Origin of the sequence: Nocardia spumae (genome assembly GCF_020733635.1) — a bacterium.
Classification (GTDB): Bacteria; Actinomycetota; Actinomycetes; order Mycobacteriales; family Mycobacteriaceae; genus Nocardia; species Nocardia spumae.
In genome coordinates this window covers 3,654,428-3,672,785 of the sequence record NZ_JAJFZL010000001.1, presented here as the reverse complement: position 1 = coordinate 3,672,785, position 18,358 = coordinate 3,654,428, and the positions used below count along the sequence as shown (strand labels likewise).

18 protein-coding genes are annotated in these 18,358 nt (G+C 66.9%); 11 read left to right on the top strand and 7 right to left on the bottom strand.

The annotated features are described in order from the left end of the window. Positions 1 to 14: 14 nt before the first annotated feature. Genes LKD76_RS16450 through LKD76_RS16430 form a run of 5 tightly spaced genes read right to left on the bottom strand, consistent with a single transcriptional unit; the run spans position 15 to position 4,927 of the window. On the bottom strand, positions 15 to 893 hold the full coding sequence (locus tag LKD76_RS16450) for a phosphoribulokinase (protein ID WP_227982209.1): 879 nt from the start codon (positions 891 to 893) through the stop codon (positions 15 to 17). Positions 894 to 922: 29 nt separating this feature from the next. After that, on the bottom strand, positions 923 to 1,999 hold the full coding sequence (locus tag LKD76_RS16445; RefSeq protein ID WP_227982208.1) for a class 1 fructose-bisphosphatase: 1,077 nt from the start codon (positions 1,997 to 1,999) through the stop codon (positions 923 to 925). After that, on the bottom strand, positions 1,984 to 3,000 hold the full coding sequence (locus tag LKD76_RS16440; protein WP_227982207.1) for an AAA family ATPase: 1,017 nt from the start codon (positions 2,998 to 3,000) through the stop codon (positions 1,984 to 1,986). The genes LKD76_RS16445 and LKD76_RS16440 overlap by 16 nt, the downstream gene beginning before the upstream one ends. 4 nt (positions 3,001 to 3,004) lie before the next feature. Next, positions 3,005 to 3,427: a ribulose bisphosphate carboxylase small subunit gene (locus LKD76_RS16435; RefSeq protein WP_227982206.1), complete on the bottom strand. Its 423-nt coding sequence runs from the start codon at positions 3,425 to 3,427 to the stop codon at positions 3,005 to 3,007. Positions 3,428 to 3,484: 57 nt separating this feature from the next. Further along, complete coding sequence (locus LKD76_RS16430; protein ID WP_227982205.1) at positions 3,485 to 4,927, bottom strand: form I ribulose bisphosphate carboxylase large subunit; 1,443 nt, start codon at positions 4,925 to 4,927, stop codon at positions 3,485 to 3,487. Between the two features lie 121 nt (positions 4,928 to 5,048). Between LKD76_RS16430 and LKD76_RS16425 the strand changes: the two genes are divergently transcribed. From LKD76_RS16425 to LKD76_RS16415, 3 genes are all read left to right on the top strand, one after another. After that, entirely contained in the window at positions 5,049 to 5,984 is a 936-nt protein-coding gene (locus tag LKD76_RS16425; protein WP_227982204.1) for a LysR family transcriptional regulator, read from the top strand. Between the two features lie 156 nt (positions 5,985 to 6,140). Then, positions 6,141 to 6,587, top strand: coding sequence for a MarR family winged helix-turn-helix transcriptional regulator (locus LKD76_RS16420; protein WP_227982203.1), 447 nt, complete (start codon positions 6,141 to 6,143; stop codon positions 6,585 to 6,587). 110 nt (positions 6,588 to 6,697) lie between these two features. Continuing rightward, complete coding sequence (locus tag LKD76_RS16415; protein ID WP_227982202.1) at positions 6,698 to 7,681, top strand: aldo/keto reductase; 984 nt, start codon at positions 6,698 to 6,700, stop codon at positions 7,679 to 7,681. 17 nt (positions 7,682 to 7,698) lie between these two features. Here LKD76_RS16415 and LKD76_RS16410 read toward each other — a convergent pair whose 3' ends face one another. Both LKD76_RS16410 and LKD76_RS16405 read right to left on the bottom strand, forming a co-directional pair. After that, complete coding sequence (locus LKD76_RS16410) at positions 7,699 to 8,100, bottom strand: PASTA domain-containing protein (RefSeq protein WP_227982201.1); 402 nt, start codon at positions 8,098 to 8,100, stop codon at positions 7,699 to 7,701. A 1,110-nt stretch (positions 8,101 to 9,210) separates the two neighbouring features. Then, positions 9,211 to 9,639 (bottom strand): CBS domain-containing protein, encoded by a 429-nt coding sequence (locus LKD76_RS16405; protein ID WP_227982200.1) that lies wholly within the window; start codon positions 9,637 to 9,639, stop codon positions 9,211 to 9,213. Positions 9,640 to 9,866: 227 nt separating this feature from the next. On the opposite strand from LKD76_RS16405, the gene LKD76_RS16400 reads away from it, so the two are divergent. The 8 genes from LKD76_RS16400 to LKD76_RS16365 all read left to right on the top strand — a co-directional run bounded on the left by LKD76_RS16400 (position 9,867) and on the right by LKD76_RS16365 (position 18,358). Further along, a complete protein-coding gene (locus tag LKD76_RS16400) occupies positions 9,867 to 10,277 on the top strand; it encodes an Rv3143 family two-component system response regulator (RefSeq protein ID WP_227982199.1) in 411 nt (136 codons plus the stop codon). A 348-nt stretch (positions 10,278 to 10,625) separates the two neighbouring features. Beyond that, positions 10,626 to 11,006 (top strand): NADH-quinone oxidoreductase subunit A, encoded by a 381-nt coding sequence (locus LKD76_RS16395; protein ID WP_227982198.1) that lies wholly within the window; start codon positions 10,626 to 10,628, stop codon positions 11,004 to 11,006. A gap of 103 nt (positions 11,007 to 11,109) precedes the next feature. Further along, on the top strand, positions 11,110 to 11,664 hold the full coding sequence (locus LKD76_RS16390; protein ID WP_227982197.1) for a NuoB/complex I 20 kDa subunit family protein: 555 nt from the start codon (positions 11,110 to 11,112) through the stop codon (positions 11,662 to 11,664). Positions 11,665 to 11,834: 170 nt separating this feature from the next. Further along, complete coding sequence (locus LKD76_RS16385) at positions 11,835 to 12,461, top strand: NADH-quinone oxidoreductase subunit C (RefSeq protein ID WP_372465990.1); 627 nt, start codon at positions 11,835 to 11,837, stop codon at positions 12,459 to 12,461. Beyond that, positions 12,461 to 13,789, top strand: coding sequence for an NADH-quinone oxidoreductase subunit D (locus tag LKD76_RS16380; RefSeq protein WP_227982195.1), 1,329 nt, complete (start codon positions 12,461 to 12,463; stop codon positions 13,787 to 13,789). Before LKD76_RS16385 ends, LKD76_RS16380 begins: the two co-directional genes overlap by 1 nt. Next, positions 13,786 to 14,556, top strand: a complete 771-nt coding sequence (gene nuoE / locus LKD76_RS16375; RefSeq protein WP_227982194.1) for an NADH-quinone oxidoreductase subunit NuoE — start codon at positions 13,786 to 13,788, stop codon at positions 14,554 to 14,556. Before LKD76_RS16380 ends, nuoE begins: the two co-directional genes overlap by 4 nt. Beyond that, the gene (gene nuoF / locus LKD76_RS16370; protein ID WP_227982193.1) at positions 14,553 to 15,893 is read left to right on the top strand and encodes an NADH-quinone oxidoreductase subunit NuoF; all 1,341 of its coding nucleotides are present in this window, start codon (positions 14,553 to 14,555) and stop codon (positions 15,891 to 15,893) included. The genes nuoE and nuoF overlap by 4 nt, the downstream gene beginning before the upstream one ends. Continuing rightward, entirely contained in the window at positions 15,890 to 18,358 is a 2,469-nt protein-coding gene (locus LKD76_RS16365; protein WP_227982192.1) for an NADH-quinone oxidoreductase subunit G, read from the top strand. The genes nuoF and LKD76_RS16365 overlap by 4 nt, the downstream gene beginning before the upstream one ends.

Below are 18,358 nucleotides of genomic sequence, written 5' to 3'. Positions count from 1 at the left end.
GTGCGCGTGCAGGACTATTCGCGTGAGCCGGGGCGCTTGTCCATCAGCCGGAGGATCAGCGGTGCGAAGATCAGCTGCATCGCCAGATCCATCTTCCCGCCGGGCACCACGATGCAGTTGGGCCGCGACATGAACGAGTCGTGCAGCATCGACAGCAGATACGGAAAGTCGATCACCTTCGGATCGGCGAATCGGATGACCACGAAACTCTCGTCGGCGGTCGGAATGCTGCGCGCGGTGAACGGATTGGACGTATCGACCGTCGGCACCCGCTGAAAATTGACGTACGTGCGGGAGAACTGCGGGCAGATGTAGTTCACGTAGTCGGGCATGCGCCGCAGAATGGTGTCGATGACCGCCTCACTGGAATATCCCCGTTCGGTCTTGTCTCGAATGACCTTCTGAATCCACTCCAGATTCACGATCGGCACCACGCCGACGAGCAGATCCGCATATCGGGCGACATCGATGTCACCGGCGATCGCCGCACCGTGCAGACCCTCGTAGAACAGCAGGTCGCTGCCCGGCGCCAACTCCTCCCACGGGGTGAAGGTGCCCGGCGCGAGACCGTAGGGTTTGGCCTCGGTCTCGTCGTGCAGATAGCGGCGCACCAGCCCGACCCCGGACTTGCCGTAGTCGCGGAACAGGCTTTCCAGCTCCGCCAGCAGATTCGCATCCGGACCGAAATGTGAGAAATGCAGATTCAGAGCGGCTTCGGCATCGGCCATCGCCTGCTGCATCTCACCGCGATCGTAACGGTGGAACGAATCGCCCTCCACGATCGCGGCATTGATGCCCTCCCGGCGGAATATCTCCTGAAATGTGCGGGTGACACTGGTCGTTCCGGCGCCGGAGGATCCGGTGATGGCCACCACGGGATGTTTGCGCGACATGACAACTCGATTCGATCCGGTGGCATCGCTCAATGGCGCGCCGGGCGAAACAGGGTACGGGTGCCGAACAGCGAGGCGTCGAACGGCGGGCCGGCATCGGGTTCGCGGTGATAGCGCTCGATCCGGCGCACCTCGTTACGCGATCCGAACACCAGCGGAATCTGCTGATGCAGTTGCCCGGGAGCCACCTCGAGCACCCGTTCGTGGCCGGTGGTCGCGGCCCCACCGGCCTGCTCGATCACGAAAGCGATGGGATTGGCGCCGTAGAGCAGCGACACCCGGCCCGGCCGCTCCGGATCGCGAGTGTCGTAGGGATACAGATACACCCCGCCCCGGGTCAGGATGTGGAACGCGTCGGCGACCAGCGAGGCCACCCAGCGCATATTGAAATCACGCGACCGCGGCCCCTCCACCCCGTCCAGACATTCGTGCACATACCGCCGCACCGGACGCTGCCAGAATCGCTCGTTGGCGGCATTGATCGCGAAACCCGAGGTGTCCTCGGGAATTCGCATCCGCGGATGGGTCAGCACGAACGCGCCGATCTCGCGATCGAGGGTGAAACCGTCGACCCCGCTGCCCGTGGTGAGCACCAGCATCGTCGCCGGACCGTAGAGGGTGAACCCCGCGCACACCTGCCGCACACCCGGTTGCAGGAAATCCTCCGCCGCCACCGCACGCCCGTCCTCCGGGGCGCGCAGCACGCTGAAGATCGTCCCGACCGGCAGATTCACATCGATGTTCGACGAACCGTCCAGCGGATCGAACGCCAGCATGTATTTGCCACGCCGCACCTGCCCGGGAACGGGATGAAATCCGTTCATCTGCTCCGACAGCAACGCCGACAGCGGCCCACTGGATTCGGACTGCTCCACCATGATCTCGTTGGCGATCGCATCCATTCGCCGATGCAACGTCCCGGGCAGGTCCCCGGACGCCGCGGCGCCCAGCGAGCCGACGATCCGACCCCGGGTCACCTGATTGGCGACGATCTTGGCCGCGGTGGACACCACGTTCAGCAGTGCCGAGAATTCACCCGACGAGCCGGGATGGCGGTGTTCCTGCTCGATCGTGTAGCGGGTGAGGGTCTTCATTCCGTCGGGCATGCCGGCGCCTCCTCGTCGCCGAAAACACTGCTGCCGTAGATATCGTCGGCGGTCAACGTCATGAGGTCGGATCGGCCCAGCGGCTCGTTGCGCCGCACGAGCCGATCGGCCTGACGCAGCCGGCACCGGTCGATCGCGTTGCGGACGCTGCGCGCGTTCGAGAAGCGCGGGCGCGCCATCCGCAAGCTCAGATAGCGCTCGAAGGCGCCCACCGCGGAGTCGGTGAGCCGGAAATTCTGCTGCGCCACCATGATCCGCGCGATGGCCAGCAGTTCCCCCAGCGAGTAGTCCGGGAATTCGAGGTGATGGGCCACCCGCGAGGACAACCCCGGATTGGCGGAGAAGAAGGTCTCCATCCGATCCGGATATCCGGCGAAGATCACCACCAGACTGCTGCGCTCGCTCTCCATCTCCTGCAGCAGGATTTCGATGACCTCCTGGCCGTAGTCGCGTTCGTTCTCCGGCCGGAACAGGTAGTAGGCCTCATCGATGAACAGCACCCCGCCCGCGGCCTTGGCCAGTGCCTCTTTCGTCTTGGGGGCGGTGTGACCGATGAACTGGCCGACCAGATCGTCCCGGGTCACCGTGTGCACCTTGGGCTTTCGGATATAGCCGAGCGCGTGCAGCATCTCCGCCATGCGCAGCGCCACCGTCGTCTTCCCGGTCCCCGGCCCGCCGGTGAAACTCATATGCATGGTGGGCCGGGCCGCCCGCAGGCCGAACCGCTGCCGCGCGCGCTCGACCAGCAGCAGTGCGGCGATCTCGCGCACTCGCGCTTTCACCGTCGCCAGTCCGATCAGCTCCGTGTCGAGCCGGCCCAGGGTGTCCTCGACGTTCTTACCGGCCAGATCGGTCGACAAATCGACCGTGGCGTCCTCGGGCAGCACCGGGTCGGCGCCCTCGCCGTCCTCGTGCGCCGCGACGTTGTTCGCCTCCGGCGGCGGCACGCCGGGCCGATACATCCGGAATCCCGGCGCGCCTCCGCGCGCATCGTCCACCATCGCCCTAGCCCCGATAGCGGGCGCCGCTGGGTTCGTCGGTGGCGTACGACCGCAGGCCGTAACGTTGACGCCGATCCTCGGCATCGGTGCGGACCAGCGCGAAGCCCGGCTCGGCGGCCGGTCGTTGCACCAGGAAACTCAGTGCCGTGGTCTGGCGCCCGTAACCGGCGTCGTAGGCGTTCACCCGGACGTAGTGATGCGGGAAGGTCGAGCGGCAGGCGTCGATCTCGGCCAGCACACCGTCGGGCTCGTCGAGGTCGAACAGCGGCAGACCCCACATCTCCCAGTACACATTGCGCGGATGGGGATCGTCGGTGTACTCGATCGACACCGGCCAGTTGTTCAGCAGCGCATAGCGTATCTGGGCGCCTATCTCGGTGTCGGTCAGCTCGGGCAGATGGGAGAACGTGCCTTGACGCAGATACATTGCGCCTCCTCACATTTCGGTCTGGGTAGATTCGGTCGGCTCGTACCGCGGCGGCGCTCAGGCCGTGACGGTCGGCACCGCATCGGGAGCGTCGGTCGAGGTGTAGTCGAAGGTGACATCACCCCAGGTCGCGAGGGCGACATCGAGCGGCGGACAGGACCGGGCGGCGGCTCGCAGCGCATCCGGCCCTTCCTTCAGCAGATCGCGACCTTCGTTGCGCGCCTTGACCATCGCCTCGAGAGCGACCCGATTGGCCTCGGCGCCGGCCGCGATGCCCATGGGATGCCCGATGGTGCCGCCGCCGAACTGCAGAATCGCGTCGTCGCCGAACAGATCCAGGAGTTGATGCATCTGACCGGCGTGGATTCCGCCGGATGCCACCGGCATCACACCGGGCAGACTCGCCCAATCCTGGTCGAAGAAGATCCCGTTACGTGGATTCGCCGGAATGTGGTTGTCGCGCAACGTATCGTAGAAACCCTTGACGGTGTGCGGGTCGCCCTCGAGCTTGCCGATGACCGTGCCGGCGTGCAGGTGATCCACTCCGATGAGCCGGCACCATTTGGCCAGCACGCGGAAGCTCACGCCGTGGGTCTTCTGCCGCGTGTAGGTCGAGTGTCCGGCGCGGTGCAGATGCAGCAGCATGCCGTTGCGCCGGGCCCATTTCGACATCGATTGCATCGCGGTGTAGCCCACCGTCAGATCCATCATCACGATCACGCTGCCGATCGATTTCGCGAACTCGGCGCGCTCGTACATATCCTCCATACTCGCGGCCGTGATGTTGAGATAATGACCCTTCAATTCTCCGGTTTCCGCGGTAGCTCGGTTCACCCCTTCCATGGCGAACAGAAAGCGATCACGCCACCGCATGAAGGGCTGAGAGTTGATGTTCTCGTCGTCCTTGGTGAAGTCGAGTCCCCCCTTGCATGCTTCGTACACCACGCGCCCGTAGTTACGCGCCGACAGGCCGAGTTTCGGCTTGACGGTGGCGCCCAGCAGCGGCCTGCCGTACTTGTTGAGATACTCCCGCTCCATCACGATTCCGTGGGGTGGCCCCTGAAAGGTCTTGACATACGCGACCGGAATGCGCATGTCCTCGAGCCGAAGCGCTTTGAGCGGTTTGAAACCGAAAACATTGCCGATCACCGACGAGGTGAGATTGGTGATGGAACCTTCTTCGAAAAGATCCAGATCGTAGGCGATATAGGCGAAATACTCCCCCGCCCGGCCCGGGACCTCCTCCACCCGGTAACACTTCGCCCGGTAGCGATCATGTGCGGTGAGCCGGTCGGTCCACACGACAGTCCATGTCGCAGTAGAGGATTCGCCCGCCACGGCGGCGGCGGCCTCGATCGGATCCACACCCGGCTGCGGGTTCACCCGGAACACCGCGAGCACATCGGTATCCGCGGGTTGATAGTCGGCGTCGTAATACCCCATCGACGCGTACGAGTGCACGCCCGGATCCCAGCGGTCACGCGTGGATTCGTCGGTCATCGGTCCTCCTGTGCTGGTGCGGAGTCGGTGCAGATTCAGGATGCGGGCACCGCACGACAAGGACAATTCGATTGTTTCTCGTCTCGCTCAACCGAATCGTTGAGTTTGCTACCGTCTGTAGATGGGAACGGTGAGTGCGGTCCGAATGGAAACGTTTCTGGCTGTGGCCCGTCACAACAGCATTCGGCGCGCAGCGGCCCAACTGCACATCACCGAGGCCGCCGCATCGGCGGCAGTGGCACATATCGAAAAGCAACTGGACGCGAAACTCATCGCGAAATCCGGTCGCGGTATCGTGCTCACCGAGGCGGGCCGGGTGTATGCCGAATACTGCCGGAGCATCCTCGGATTGATGAAAGAGGCCCATGCCGCGGTCCGCCGCGCCGAAACCGGGCGGTTGCGGATCGGTGTGGTCGCCACCGCTGGTGAATACGTGCTGCTGCGACTGCTGGTGTCGTTTCGCGATCGCTACCCCGAGATCGAGGTCGGCCTGTCCATTCACCCCCGAGATCTGCTGTTCATCGAACTGCAGCACCATGAAACGGATCTCGTGATCGCCGGTCGCCCGCCGCGCGATACCGGCCTGGTAGTCCGTGCCCGCCGGCCCAGCCGCCTGGTGGTCGTCGGCGCGCCGGGCCGCTGCCACGATCCGCGCGCCGCGACCTGGCTCTTGCGCGGTCCGGGTTCGGGCACCCGCGACACCACCCTGGCACTGCTGGATCGACTGCAGATCCGTCCGCCGGCGCTGACCCTGGGGACGCACGGCGCGGTGCTGGCCGCGGCCCGGGAAGGACTGGGGCTCACGCTGATCCACAGTGATGCGGTGGAATCGGATGTGACACAGGGCAATCTCGTCGTCGTCCCGATCGACGGCACCCCGCTCGATCGTCCCTGGCATGCGGTGACGACCGAGACTCCCACTCCCGCGGCCCGGCTGTTCGTCGCGCATATGGTCGACCACGGCCGGGTCGGCGATCGCGCCTTCCAGCCGATCGGCGACGACCCGGTCGGCACCGGCCCTGTGCGCCGGCTGCCGCGTCCCGCGGCGCCCGCGTGAACCACCGCGCCCGGCATCCGGAGTCGCCGCGCCGCGAGTGCGCGGACCTGCGGGCCGGACTCGAGGGGGTCGGACGAGAGGGCATACTTACCGAATCGGATATTGCCGTCGATGCGAGGATCGGCGGCACCAGCACCCGGGTAGGAGCGACACCGGATGATCCATCAGGAGCGCACGCGCAGCGCCGAGGAACTCGCCGAGGCGGCGGATCTGTACTTCGCCCTCGGTCGCATCACCCGGCTGTTGCGCCGCTCCGGCGATCTCGGTGCGCTGAGTCCCGGATCGGCGGCGGCGCTGGGCACTCTCGTTCGCAGCGGACCGATGCGGCTGGGTGATCTCGCCGCTGCCGAACACGTCACCGCGCCGACGATGTCGCGCATCGTGTCGGGGCTGGAGAAGTACGGCTACCTCGAACGCACCGCCGATCCGGCCGATGGGCGCGCACAGTTGCTGACAGTCACCGACCAGGCGAAATCTCTGGTGAACGGGCTCACCTCGGCCCGGATCCAGCGCTTCGCCGACGCGCTCGACGATATCGGCCCCGACCAGCGCCGAACCCTCGGTGCGGCGCTCGCGACCCTGGTGAAACGACTCGACGACTGAACCCGGCCCCGGGAATTTGACTTGGAGCACACTCCAAGTCGTAGCGTCGGCGCAGTGAGTTCACCGCGGCTCACGTATTCACTCGACGCCACCTCAGGAGGACGGCTCGCATGATCGCGACCAGGAAACTCGGCGAATTGACCGTCGGCGCACAGGGACTCGGCTGCATGGGGATGAGCCAGGCCTACGGTGTGCGCGACAACGACGACGAGTCGATCGCCACCATCCACCGTGCGCTCGACCTCGGCGTGACCCTGCTCGACACCGCGAATGTCTACGGCGCCGGCGCGAACGAGGAGCTGGTCGGGCGTGCGATCGCCGATCGGCGCGACCAGGTCGTGCTCGCGACGAAGTTCGGCATCGTGTGGGGCGCCGACGGCTCGATGGGCGCCCGCGGTGACGCGGCCTATGTCACCGAGTCCTGCGACCTGTCGCTGGCGCGCCTCGGCGTCGATCACATCGACCTGTACTACCAGCATCGCGTCGACCCGAACGTGCCGATCGAGGAAACCTGGGGTGCACTGTCGGACCTGGTCACCGCGGGCAAGGTGCGATACCTCGGCATCTCCGAGGCGTCCGCGCAGACCATCCGCAGCGCGCACGCGGTCCATCCGGTGACCGCGCTGCAGAGCGAATGGTCGCTGTGGACGCGCGGTATCGAAGCCGAGATCGTGGCCACCTGCCGCGAACTCGGTATCGGCATCGTGCCGTTCTCCCCGCTGGGGCGCGGATTCCTCACCGGTGCGATCACCTCGACCACCGATCTGCCCGCCGACGATATGCGCCGCTCGCTGCCCCGGTTCGCCGACGACAACATCGATCGCAACCTGGCCGTGGTCGCCGAGTTGCGCGCCATGGCGGAGGAGAAGGGCGTCACGGCGGGACAACTGGCGCTGGCGTGGGTGCAGTCCCGCGGTGAGGACGTGGTGCCGATCCCGGGCACCAAGCGCCGTACCTATCTCGAGCAGAACGTCGCGGCCACGGAAATCGAGCTCACCGCCGCGGATCTCGCACGGATCGAGGCCGCGGCGCCCGCCGAGGCGTTCGCCGGCGCCCGGTATCCGGAGCATCTGGCGCGGGCCGCCGGCAAATAGCACACGCCCGGCGCGGCTCAGTGCGGCGCTTCGACGGTCAATGTGACCGGCGTGTCGGCGGCGACCGAGGTGCCCGCCGCGGGCTGCTGCCCGGACACCGTCCACGGGGTGGTCGCGGCCGTGGGATCGTTCATCACATCGTGTCCGTCGGCCGCGGTGATCGACGTGATGGCGAAACACAGTCCCGCGCCGACAACGGTCTCGCCCAAACGCTTGCCGCGAAAATCGGGCAGTGGCCGGGGCCAGGGCTGCGCGGCGCAGTCCTGGCCCGCCGCGGGACCGTTCGAGGCGGCACCGCCGGCCTGCGCCACGGCTGACGTCGACGGGGCAGGGCTGCCGTGATCGTCGGTGGAACCGCCGCACGCCCCGACCGCCAGGGCGGCGGCGATCAGAGTGGCGGCGAATACGGTGCGGCGCATGGGTTTCCTTCGGATCGAGCGGCCGGTTCGGCGCCGCCGATTGTGCCGACCGGCATGCGCCCACGAACCCTAATACGGGATCGACCACCGATCGAATCGACGAAGGCGACAGGCAGCACCCAGGGGTGGTCGGCGGCCGTTCGGAACGCCTCCACAGCGCTATGGCCGGGCGGTGGGCTCCGAGGGACTGCGCACGTCTCGAACCCCACCCGATACACCGATGCCGGCACCAGCGAACTCGTGGTTCCGAACGAACCGCCCGCACAGCATTCTGCCCCGAAACGCCCCGCCACATACCGGATTTCACGGTCACGAATCGATGAATATCCAATCACCGTGCGGCAATTGCGGATTCGCCGGCGGGCCGCGATCCGGGTCGGACCCCGCCGAATGGTCACGACCGAATGCGGACGGACCGGACATCTTTGGGCTCACATCGATCGGCGTCGTGAACGGTACGCCGATTTCGGTTGCCACAGCGTATCCTCGTCGGTAGCCGAAAAGGCCTGTATGCCAACATCTCGGCGATCCACCCTTGTACACCCGGGTCGCCGAATGGATAGCCGAGCAATTGCCCACCGCTTCACCTCATGGAGCGACAGTCCTACCGAAAGGAGCGCCCACCATGGACCTGCTCAGCCTCGGATCGTCGGCGTTGAATCTGGCCAACAATTTTCTCTCGCTCGTCGCCAACTTCGAGAGCCTGCTGTCGTCCTGGGGCTCGCTGTAGGACGTGCGCCGCAGCGTTCGGCTTGATGTGGAACACCTCGGCTTCAAACTGTGAATTGGCACACCGCGAGAGCCACCCGGATATCGTCCTGGGTATCTGCCCGGTAGTGAAACAGTCACGGCCGCAAACGTTCAGCACGCTACGGCGCGGCCGGTCGGCAGCAGGTGACCGGATACGGTCACATTGCCGCCCGTCCCGCGCCGCCCTACCGTTGACCGGCACTGGTTTCACGAAGAATGGAGTTTTTCCGTGCCGATCCTCGATGCCGGCTCCGCCGTGCTGAATCTGGCCAACACGGTGACGTCGATCGCCGCCAACATCACCTACCTGCTGCAAGCGTGGGGACTGGCCTGATTCGACGTCCGTGACCCGGCACCGGGTCAGCCTTGCAGGTACTGCTCGAGGTGTTCGCGCTCGTCCTGCAACTCCGAGATCGCGCTCTTGACCACATCGCCGATACTGACGATGCCGACCATGCGGCCGCGATCGACCACCGGCAGGTGGCGGATCCGGTGCTCGGTCATCGTCGCCCGCAGGCTCTCGACTCGATCCTCCGGTGAGCAGGTATGCACGATCGCGGTCATGATGCCGGACACCGGCTCTCCGAGCAGTCGCGCACCCGTCCGATGCAGGCATCGGACCACGTCCCGCTCCGAGACGATGCCGTCCAGTGTGCCGCCCGCGCCGCATACCACCACCGCGCCGACATTGTGCTCGGCCAGCACCTCCAGCAGCCGGCTCACGGTCGCCTCCGGTTCGATCGTGACCACCTCGGCGCCCTTGTTACGTAGAACCTCCGAAATTCGCATCGCGCACCGCCCTGTGCCTGTCGTTGTTTCGCCCGGCCTGGCGACGGTCCGGCCAGGAACTGCCGCCGGTTATCAGGATCCCGCTTTTTCTCCTCGTTGACCAGCAACGATTCCGATCGGGACGATCAACCTCGCGGTGCAGTGGGGATCCGGCGCCACGCCGGGCCCGGGGAACGCTGCGGCCGAAGCTGCCACGGCATCGGCCCCGGTAGACGTAGCATCCGACTATGTCCGATGCGAACGGCCCCGCCGCGCTGCAGGTTCTCGTGTACAGCAGCGATGCCGATACCCGTGATCAGGTGATGTCGGCGCTGGGTAAGCATCCCCACCCCGACCTGCCGCGGTTCGAATATCACGCGACCGCGACCGCGCCGATGGTGATCGAGCGACTCGACGCCGGTGACATCGACCTGGTCGTTCTCGACGGCGAGGCCGCGCCCACCGGCGGAATGGGACTGGCCAAACAGCTCAAGGACGAGATCGCGGACTGTCCGCCGATCGTCGTGCTCACCGGCCGCGCCGACGACGTATGGCTGGCGGCCTGGTCACGAGCCGAAGCGGCGGTCGCCCATCCGCTCGACCCGTTCGAGCTCACCGCGGCGGTCACGGCCGCCCTCGAAACCCGCCCCGCGGCCTGATCCCCACTCGTCACGGCCGGTCGCCATGGTGTCGATCGGCCGTTTCGTCATGTCCGCTTCCGCCCCCGGCGCGCCCGGGTACGGGGCGTCGATTATGCCGTTTCGGTCATAAGTGACAGTTTCGAATTCGATCAAAGACCCCGGCAGAACGCACGGCATTCAGAAAGAGCGGTTGTAGGCTGTGCTGTAGCTCACATGAGCGTGGGTGTTGATATGAACGGTCGCCCTGCCTGCCGGCCCTGTCGTTCTGCGCTCCTTGCGAGCTGCGCCTCGGGGTGAGACTGGCCCGGCAGACGACGATGTCAGCCCCGCCTCGGCAATTGCCGGCGAGGGAGAGGTTGTGCCGCTGTGAATACCCAGGTGCCGACTCTTGTGCTCGGTGCGATCGCGGCCGCGTTCGCACTGGGATCGATACTGCTGGCCGCCGTGGTCGGCCCCAAACGCTACAACCGCGCCAAACTCGAAGCCTACGAATGCGGTATCCAGCCCACCCCCCACGCCCTCGGTGGCGGGCCCGGAAACGCTACGGGACAACGCTTTCCGGTGAAGTACTACCTCACAGCGATGCTGTTCATCATCTTCGATATCGAGATCGTGTTCTTGTATCCGTGGGCAGTGCACTTCGATGCCCTCGGCGTCTTCGGGCTGGCCGCCATGGCGCTGTTCATCTTCAACGTCTCGGTGGCCTACGCCTACGAGTGGAGGCGCGGCGGTCTGAGCTGGGACTGAACGTGACGGGCGCGGCCCGCCCGTCGGTACCACACACCCAACCCGTCGTCCCGGCAGCAGCCGGGACCGAGGATTCGCACACGGAAGTGAGAGTAGATCCAAGATGGGGCTCGAGGAGAAATTGCCCAGCGGCTTCCTGCTGAGCACGGTCGAACAGTTCGCCGGATATATGCGCAAGGGCTCGCTGTGGCCCGCGACGTTCGGATTGGCCTGCTGCGCGATCGAGATGATGGCCACCGGCGCCGGCCGCTTCGACAGCGCCCGATTCGGGATGGAGGTGTTCCGCGCCTCCCCCAGGCAGGCCGATCTGATGATCGTCGCCGGCCGGGTCAGTCAGAAGATGGCTCCGGTGCTCCGGCAGGTCTACGACCAGATGACCGAACCGAAGTGGGTGCTCGCGATGGGCGTCTGCGCCTCCTCCGGGGGCATGTTCAACAACTACGCGATCGTGCAGGGGGTGGATCACGTCGTGCCCGTCGACATCTACCTGCCCGGATGTCCGCCCCGGCCGGAGATGCTGTTGCACGCGATCCTGAAACTGCACGAGAAGATTCAGGAGATGCCGCTGGGCGTCGATCGCGCCGAGGCCGTGCGCGCGGCGGAAGCCGCGGCACTCGCCTCCACCCCGACCATCCAGATGAAGGGGCTGCTGCGATGACCGTGGACACACCCAGGAACGCCGGGGATCCCCTCGGCAGCGAGACACCCCCCGAGAACACCGCCGCGACAGGCGGATACGAATCCGCGGAGGAGCCCGCCATCGAGCCGGAAGCCCGCGGTCGCGACGACGACCGCCCGGACAGCGAGGTCATCGGCGTACGACGCGGCATGTTCGGCAGCCGTGGCTCCGGGGATACATCCGGATACGGACGCCTGGTTCGCACCGTCAGTCTGCCCGGAAGTACACCACCGCCCTACGGCTCCTACTTCGACGAGCTGGTGCTGGCTTTGCGAAATACGTTGGGCGAGCAGGATTTCCACGCGGCGATCGAGAAGATCGTGGTGTTCGCCGACGAACTCACCCTGCACGTGCGGCGCGAGCGCGTGCTCGAGGTGGCACGCGCCCTGCGCGACGAACCGGCACTGCGCTTCGAACTGTGCCTGGGCGTCGACGGTGTGCACTACCCCGACGACACCGGCCGCGAACTCCACGCCGCCTACCATCTGCAGTCGATCACCCACAATCGGCGCGTCCGGGTCGAGGTGTCGATGCCCGATGCCGATCCGCATACGCCGTCGCTGTTCTCGGTGTATCCGACCACCGATTGGCACGAGCGCGAAACCTACGACTTCTTCGGCATCGTCTTCGACGGCCATCCGTCACTGACCCGGATCATGATGCCCGACGACTGGCGTGGGCATCCGCAGCGCAAGGACTACCCGCTCGGCGGGATCCCGGTCGAGTACAAGGGCGCGCGGATACCGCCGCCGGACCAGCGGAGGGCCTACAGCTGATGAGTCACACCGACACCACCGACACCACACCGGCTCCCGCCGACGATCCGATCGTCACCGTCGTCGGGCAGGACTGGGACGACGTCCGCGAAGCGCTCGACGGCGCGGCCGAAGAGCGGATCGTGGTCAATATGGGTCCCCAGCACCCGTCCACCCATGGGGTGCTGCGACTGATTCTCGAGATCGAAGGTGAGACGGTCACCGAGGCGCGGTGCGGAATCGGCTACCTGCACACCGGCATCGAGAAGAATCTCGAATTCCGCAACTGGGTTCAGGGCGTCACCTTCGTGACCCGCATGGACTACCTGTCCCCGCTGTTCAACGAGACCGTCTACTGCCTGGCGGTGGAGAAGCTGCTCGGCATCACCGACGACATCCCCGAACGGGTCAGCGTCATCCGGGTGATGCTGATGGAACTCAACCGCATCTCCTCGCATCTGGTGGCACTGGCCACCGGAGGTATGGAACTCGGGGCGCTGACCCCGATGCTGTTCGGCTTCCGAGAGCGCGAACTGATCCTCGACATCTTCGAGAACGTCACCGGTCTGCGCATGAACCACGCCTATATCCGGCCTGGCGGACTGGCCCAGGATCTGCCCGCCGACGCGGTCGGCAAGATTCGAGATCTGCTGGCGCTCATGCCGAAACGGCTGCGCGATATGGAACTGCTGCTCAACGAGAATCCGATCTTCAAAGCTCGCACCCGCGGCATCGGCTACCTCGATCTGAGCGGGTGTATGGCATTGGGCATCACCGGACCGGTGCTGCGCTCGGCCGGGCTGCCACACGATCTGCGCAAGAGCCAGCCGTACTGCGGATACGAGAACTACGAATTCGATGTCGTCACCGATTCCGGATGCGACTGCTACGGCCGCTACCTGATCCGGATCGAGGAGATGAAGGAGTCGCTCAAGATCGTCGAACAGTGCCTGGACACCCTGCGTCCCGGTCCGGTCATGGTGAGCGACAAGAAGATCGCCTGGCCCGCCGACCTCGAACTCGGCCCCGACGGGCTCGGCAACTCGCCCGAACATATCGCCACCATCATGGGCTCGTCCATGGAAGGACTCATCCACCACTTCAAACTGGTCACCGAGGGGATGCGGGTGCCGCCCGGACAGGTCTACGCGGCGGTCGAGTCGCCGCGCGGGGAACTGGGAGTACATATGGTGTCCGACGGCGGAACCCGGCCCTATCGCGTCCATTTCCGCGATCCCTCGTTCACGAATCTGCAGGCGGTGGCCGCGATGTGCGAGGGCGGCATGGTCGCCGACGTGATCGCCTCGGTCGCCAGCATCGATCCGGTGATGGGTGGTGTCGACCGATGACCGCCGAACCGATCCAGGCCGCATCGGCCGAGCAGGCCCCCATCCTGCTGCAACTGTCGCGACGTCCCGTGCCCTATCCGCCCGAGGTGCGAGCGGATCTGGGGCACGAGGCCCAGCGGATCATCGCCCGCTATCCGCAGTCACGGTCGGCCCTGTTACCGCTGCTGCATCTGGTGCAGAGTGTCGAAGGCTACGTCTCCGGTACCGGAATCGCCTTCTGCGCCGAACAACTCGGCCTCACCGATGCCGAAGTCACCGCGGTGGCCACCTTCTATTCGATGTACCGGCGCACCCCCACCGGGGAATATCACGTCGGCGTGTGCACCAACACGCTGTGCGCGGTCATGGGCGGTGACGAAATCCTGGGGGCTCTGACCCGGCACCTGGAGATCGCGCCCGGCGAGACCACGGCCGACGGCGCCATCACACTCGAACACGTCGAGTGCAACGCCGCCTGCGATTACGCCCCGGTCGTGATGGTGAATTGGGAGTTCTTCGACAACCAGACCCCGGAAACGGCTCGGGCCCTCACCGATGCGCTGCGCTCGGGTGAACCCGTCACCGGCACCCGCAGCGGCGCGCCGCTGTGCAGCTTCCGGGAGACCGCGCGCATCCTCGCCGGATTCCCCGATCGGCGCCGGGGCGCGAACGACGGCGAGGCCGGCCCCGCGACCCTGGCCGGACTGCAGGTCGCACGCGAGTTGAGCTCGCCGGAAAGTCCCACGTCCCTGCGTGATTCGTCGTCCGGACAGGGGGAACAGTCATGACGCTGGCACCCGTGCTCACCCGCTACTGGGACCAACCGCAGTCCTGGACCCTGGAGACCTACCGGCGCCACGACGGCTACCGCGCGCTCTCACACGCACTGGGTATGCGTCCCGACGAGGTCATCGCCACCGTCAAGGACGCCGGTCTGCGCGGGCGCGGCGGCGCGGGATTTCCGACCGGAATGAAATGGGGGTTCATCCCGCAGGACCGGGAGGGCTCCCCCGCCGCTGGTAAACCGCACTACCTGGTCGTCAATGCCGATGAGTCCGAACCCGGTACGTGCAAGGACATACCGCTGATGATGGCCACACCGCATGTGCTGGTCGAGGGTGCCATCATCGCCGCTTACGCCATCCGGGCCTCGCACGCGTTCATCTACGTCCGCGGGGAGGTCGTTCCGGTCCTGCGACGGTTGCAGACCGCGGTCGAGGAGGCCTATGCGGCAGGCTATCTGGGCCGCGACATCCTCGGTTCCGGATTCGACCTCGAGCTGATCGTGCACGCCGGCGCCGGCGCCTACATCTGCGGTGAGGAGACCGCGCTGCTCGACTCCCTCGAGGGCCGCCGGGGCCAGCCCCGGCTGCGGCCGCCGTTCCCCGCCGTCGCCGGTCTCTACGCCTGCCCGACGGTGGTCAACAATGTGGAATCCATCGCCAGCGTGCCCCCGATCATCACCAACGGCATCGAGTGGTTCCGCTCGATGGGGTCGGAGAAGTCACCCGGCTTCACCCTGTACTCGCTGTCCGGCCACGTCACCCGCCCCGGCCAGTACGAGGCGCCGCTCGGTGTGACCCTGCGGGAGCTGCTCGGGCACGCGGGCGGGGTACGCGACGGGCACACCCTCAAGTTCTGGACGCCCGGAGGTTCCTCCACGCCGCTGTTCACCGCCGAACACCTCGACGTCGCACTCGATTACGAGAATGTCGGCGCCGCCGGGTCGATGCTCGGCACCAAGGCGCTGCAGATCTTCGACGACACCACCTGCGTGGTGCGCGCCGTCCTGCGCTGGACCGAGTTCTACGCCCACGAGTCGTGCGGAAAATGCACACCCTGCCGCGAAGGCACCTACTGGCTGGTGCAGTTGCTGCAACGCCTCGAGTCCGGCGCCGGCACCGAATCCGATATCGGCACCCTGCTCGACATCGCCGACAACATCAACGGCAAATCGTTCTGCGCGCTCGGCGACGGTGCCGCGAGCCCGATCGTGTCTTCCCTCCGATACTTCCGTGCCGAATACGACGACCACATCCGGTTGGGCCGATGCCCGTTCGATCCCGCTCGCTCGACCGCCTGGGCTGTGCCCGCCGAAGCGACGGCCGCCGAAGGAGTCCGATGACAGCGACAGTCAGCCACGACAGCAGTGGCGTCCTCCCCCAGGACCTGGTCACGGTCACCATCGACGGCACCACGGTCGCGGTTCCCGCGGGAACGCTGCTGATCCGCGCCGCCGAACTGATCGGCATTCAGATCCCGCGCTTCTGCGATCATCCGCTGCTCGATCCGGTCGGTGCGTGCCGCCAGTGCCTGATCGAGGTGGAGGGGCAGCGCAAACCCGTGGCCTCGTGCACCATGGCCGTCGCCGACGGGATGGTGGCCCACACCCAGCTGAGTTCCCCCGCCGCGCAGCAGGCGCAGTCCGGTGTGATGGAGCTGCTGCTGATCAACCATCCGCTGGACTGCCCGGTCTGTGACAAGGGCGGCGAATGCCCCCTGCAGAACCAGGCGATGTCCACCGGACGGCCCGAATCACGGTTCGAGGGCGTGAAAAGGACCTATCCCAAGCCGATTCCGCTGTCGTCCGCGGTCCTGCTGGACCGGGAGCGGTGTGTGCTGTGCGCGCGCTGCACCCGCTTCTCCCAGCAGATCGCCGGGGACCCCTTCATCGAACTGCTCGACCGCGGCGCGCTGCAGCAGGTCGGCATCGCCGAAGGGGAGCCGATGGACTCCTACTTCTCCGGCAACACCGTCCAGATCTGCCCGGTCGGCGCACTCACCGGCAGCACCTACCGCTTCCGGGCCCGCCCCTTCGACCTGGTGTCGAGCCCCGCGGTCTGCGAGCACTGCGCCGCCGGCTGCGCACAACGCACCGATCATCGGCGCGGAACCGTGTTGCGCCGCCTGGCCGGTGACGATCCGCAGGTCAACGAGGAGTGGAACTGCGATAAGGGGCGCTTCGCCTTCGCCTACGCCACCGAACCGGATCGGCTCACCACACCTTTGGTGCGCGACGACAGCGGGGAGCTGGCGCCCGCGTCCTGGTCGGAGGCGCTCGCACGGGCCGGAGCCGGCCTGGCCGCGGCGCGCGGTGACGCCGGAGTTCTGGTGGGCGGCCGTGCCACCGTCGAAGACGCCTACGCCTACGCGAAATTCGCGCGGATCGCCCTGGCCACCAACGATATCGACTTCCGTGCCCGCGCCCACTCCGGTGAGGAAGCCGAATTCCTGGCCGCCAGGATCGCCGGACACGGCGTCCAAGTCGACTACGGGGCACTGGAATCGGCACCGGTCGTGCTGCTGGCCGGGCTCGAACCCGAGGACGAATGCCCCATCCTGCATCTGCGACTGCGCAAGGCGGCCCGCACCGCCGGCACCGCGATCTACGCGCTGTCCGCCTACGCCACCCGGGGGCTCGCCCGGATATCGGGTCGATTGATCCCGACGGTCCCCGGGGACGAGGCACGACTGTTGCAGGCACTGGCGGTATCCGGCGCCGGCTACGAATGCCCGCCCGATCCACCCGGGCTCGACGAACTCGCCCGGGCGCTGCGCGGTCCGGGCGCGGTGATCCTGGCCGGAGAACGGCTCGCCGCGCTGCCCGGTGCCTTGTCCGCGGTGGCCGCACTCGCCGAGAGCACCGGAGCCGCGATCGCATGGGTACCTCGCCGCGCCGGCGAGCGGGGGGCGCTCGAGGCGGGCGCCCTGCCGCATCTGCTCCCCGGCGGCCGCCCGATAGCGAATGCGCGCGCACGGCAACAGGTTCAGCGAATCTGGCAGGTCGACGAACTGCCCCTCACCGCCGGCCGCGATACCGGCGCGATCCTCGATCCGAGCCGGCAACCGGGCGCGCTGCTGATCGGCGGCGTGGAACTCACCGATCTGCCCGATCCCGGCGCCGCCCTGGCCGTGGTGGAGGCGGCCCGATTCGTGGTGAGCCTCGAGCTGCGCCGCAGTGCGGTCACCGAGCGCGCCGATGTGGTGTTCCCCGTCGCCTCCGCCATGGAGAAGGCGGGTACGTTCGTCACCTGGGAGGGCCGGCCGCGCCCGTTCGGTGCCGCGCTCGCCGACGCGACCGTCCGCCGCCGGGCAGCGCCGCTGGCCGACCACCGGGTGCTGCACTCACTGGCCGACGAGATGGGGGTGCGGCTCGGCCTGCCGACCGTCGATGCCGCGCGGGCGGAACTGCGGGCCCTCGGCTCCTGGGACGGTCCGCGACCGCAACCGCCGGCGTACTCACCCGGCCCGCTGCCCGACACCGAGACCGGGACCGCCATCCTCGCCGGCTGGCGCATGCTGCTCGACAACGGCCGCATGCAGGACGGTGAACCGAACCTCGCCGGTACCGCCCGGCGGGCGGTGGTGCGGTTGTCACCGGACACCGCCGCCGAAATCGGCGCCGCCACAGGTGATTCGGTGCGGATCAGCACCGGCCACGGCCGGATCGTCGCGCCGCTCGAGATCACCGATATGCCCGATCGCGTTGCCTGGCTGCCGTGGAATTCGGCGGATTCGACGGTCAACGACCGCCTCACCGTCCCGCTCGGCCATCGGGTGCGCATCCAACGGGAGGAACACCATGAGTGA

Excerpts from the sequence above, each read along its gene's own strand:
- LKD76_RS16405 (WP_227982200.1), bottom strand. The coding sequence starts at position 9,639 with ATGCGAATTTCGGAGGTTCTACGTAACAAGGGCGCCGAGGTGGTCACG.
- LKD76_RS16400 (WP_227982199.1), top strand. The coding sequence starts at position 9,867 with ATGTCCGATGCGAACGGCCCCGCCGCGCTGCAGGTTCTCGTGTACAGC.
- LKD76_RS16380 (WP_227982195.1), top strand. The coding sequence starts at position 12,461 with ATGAGTCACACCGACACCACCGACACCACACCGGCTCCCGCCGACGAT.
- LKD76_RS16435 (WP_227982206.1), bottom strand. The coding sequence starts at position 3,427 with ATGTATCTGCGTCAAGGCACGTTCTCCCATCTGCCCGAGCTGACCGAC.
- LKD76_RS16445 (WP_227982208.1), bottom strand. The coding sequence starts at position 1,999 with ATGCCCGACGGAATGAAGACCCTCACCCGCTACACGATCGAGCAGGAA.
- LKD76_RS16420 (WP_227982203.1), top strand. The coding sequence starts at position 6,141 with ATGATCCATCAGGAGCGCACGCGCAGCGCCGAGGAACTCGCCGAGGCG.
- LKD76_RS16430 (WP_227982205.1), bottom strand. The coding sequence starts at position 4,927 with ATGACCGACGAATCCACGCGTGACCGCTGGGATCCGGGCGTGCACTCG.
- LKD76_RS16385 (WP_372465990.1), top strand. The coding sequence starts at position 11,835 with ATGTTCGGCAGCCGTGGCTCCGGGGATACATCCGGATACGGACGCCTG.
- LKD76_RS16365 (WP_227982192.1), top strand. The coding sequence starts at position 15,890 with ATGACAGCGACAGTCAGCCACGACAGCAGTGGCGTCCTCCCCCAGGAC.
- nuoE (WP_227982194.1), top strand. The coding sequence starts at position 13,786 with ATGACCGCCGAACCGATCCAGGCCGCATCGGCCGAGCAGGCCCCCATC.
- LKD76_RS16450 (WP_227982209.1), bottom strand. The coding sequence starts at position 893 with ATGTCGCGCAAACATCCCGTGGTGGCCATCACCGGATCCTCCGGCGCC.
- LKD76_RS16425 (WP_227982204.1), top strand. The coding sequence starts at position 5,049 with ATGGGAACGGTGAGTGCGGTCCGAATGGAAACGTTTCTGGCTGTGGCC.
- LKD76_RS16415 (WP_227982202.1), top strand. The coding sequence starts at position 6,698 with ATGATCGCGACCAGGAAACTCGGCGAATTGACCGTCGGCGCACAGGGA.
- LKD76_RS16440 (WP_227982207.1), bottom strand. The coding sequence starts at position 3,000 with ATGGTGGACGATGCGCGCGGAGGCGCGCCGGGATTCCGGATGTATCGG.
- LKD76_RS16390 (WP_227982197.1), top strand. The coding sequence starts at position 11,110 with ATGGGGCTCGAGGAGAAATTGCCCAGCGGCTTCCTGCTGAGCACGGTC.
- nuoF (WP_227982193.1), top strand. The coding sequence starts at position 14,553 with ATGACGCTGGCACCCGTGCTCACCCGCTACTGGGACCAACCGCAGTCC.
- LKD76_RS16410 (WP_227982201.1), bottom strand. The coding sequence starts at position 8,100 with ATGCGCCGCACCGTATTCGCCGCCACTCTGATCGCCGCCGCCCTGGCG.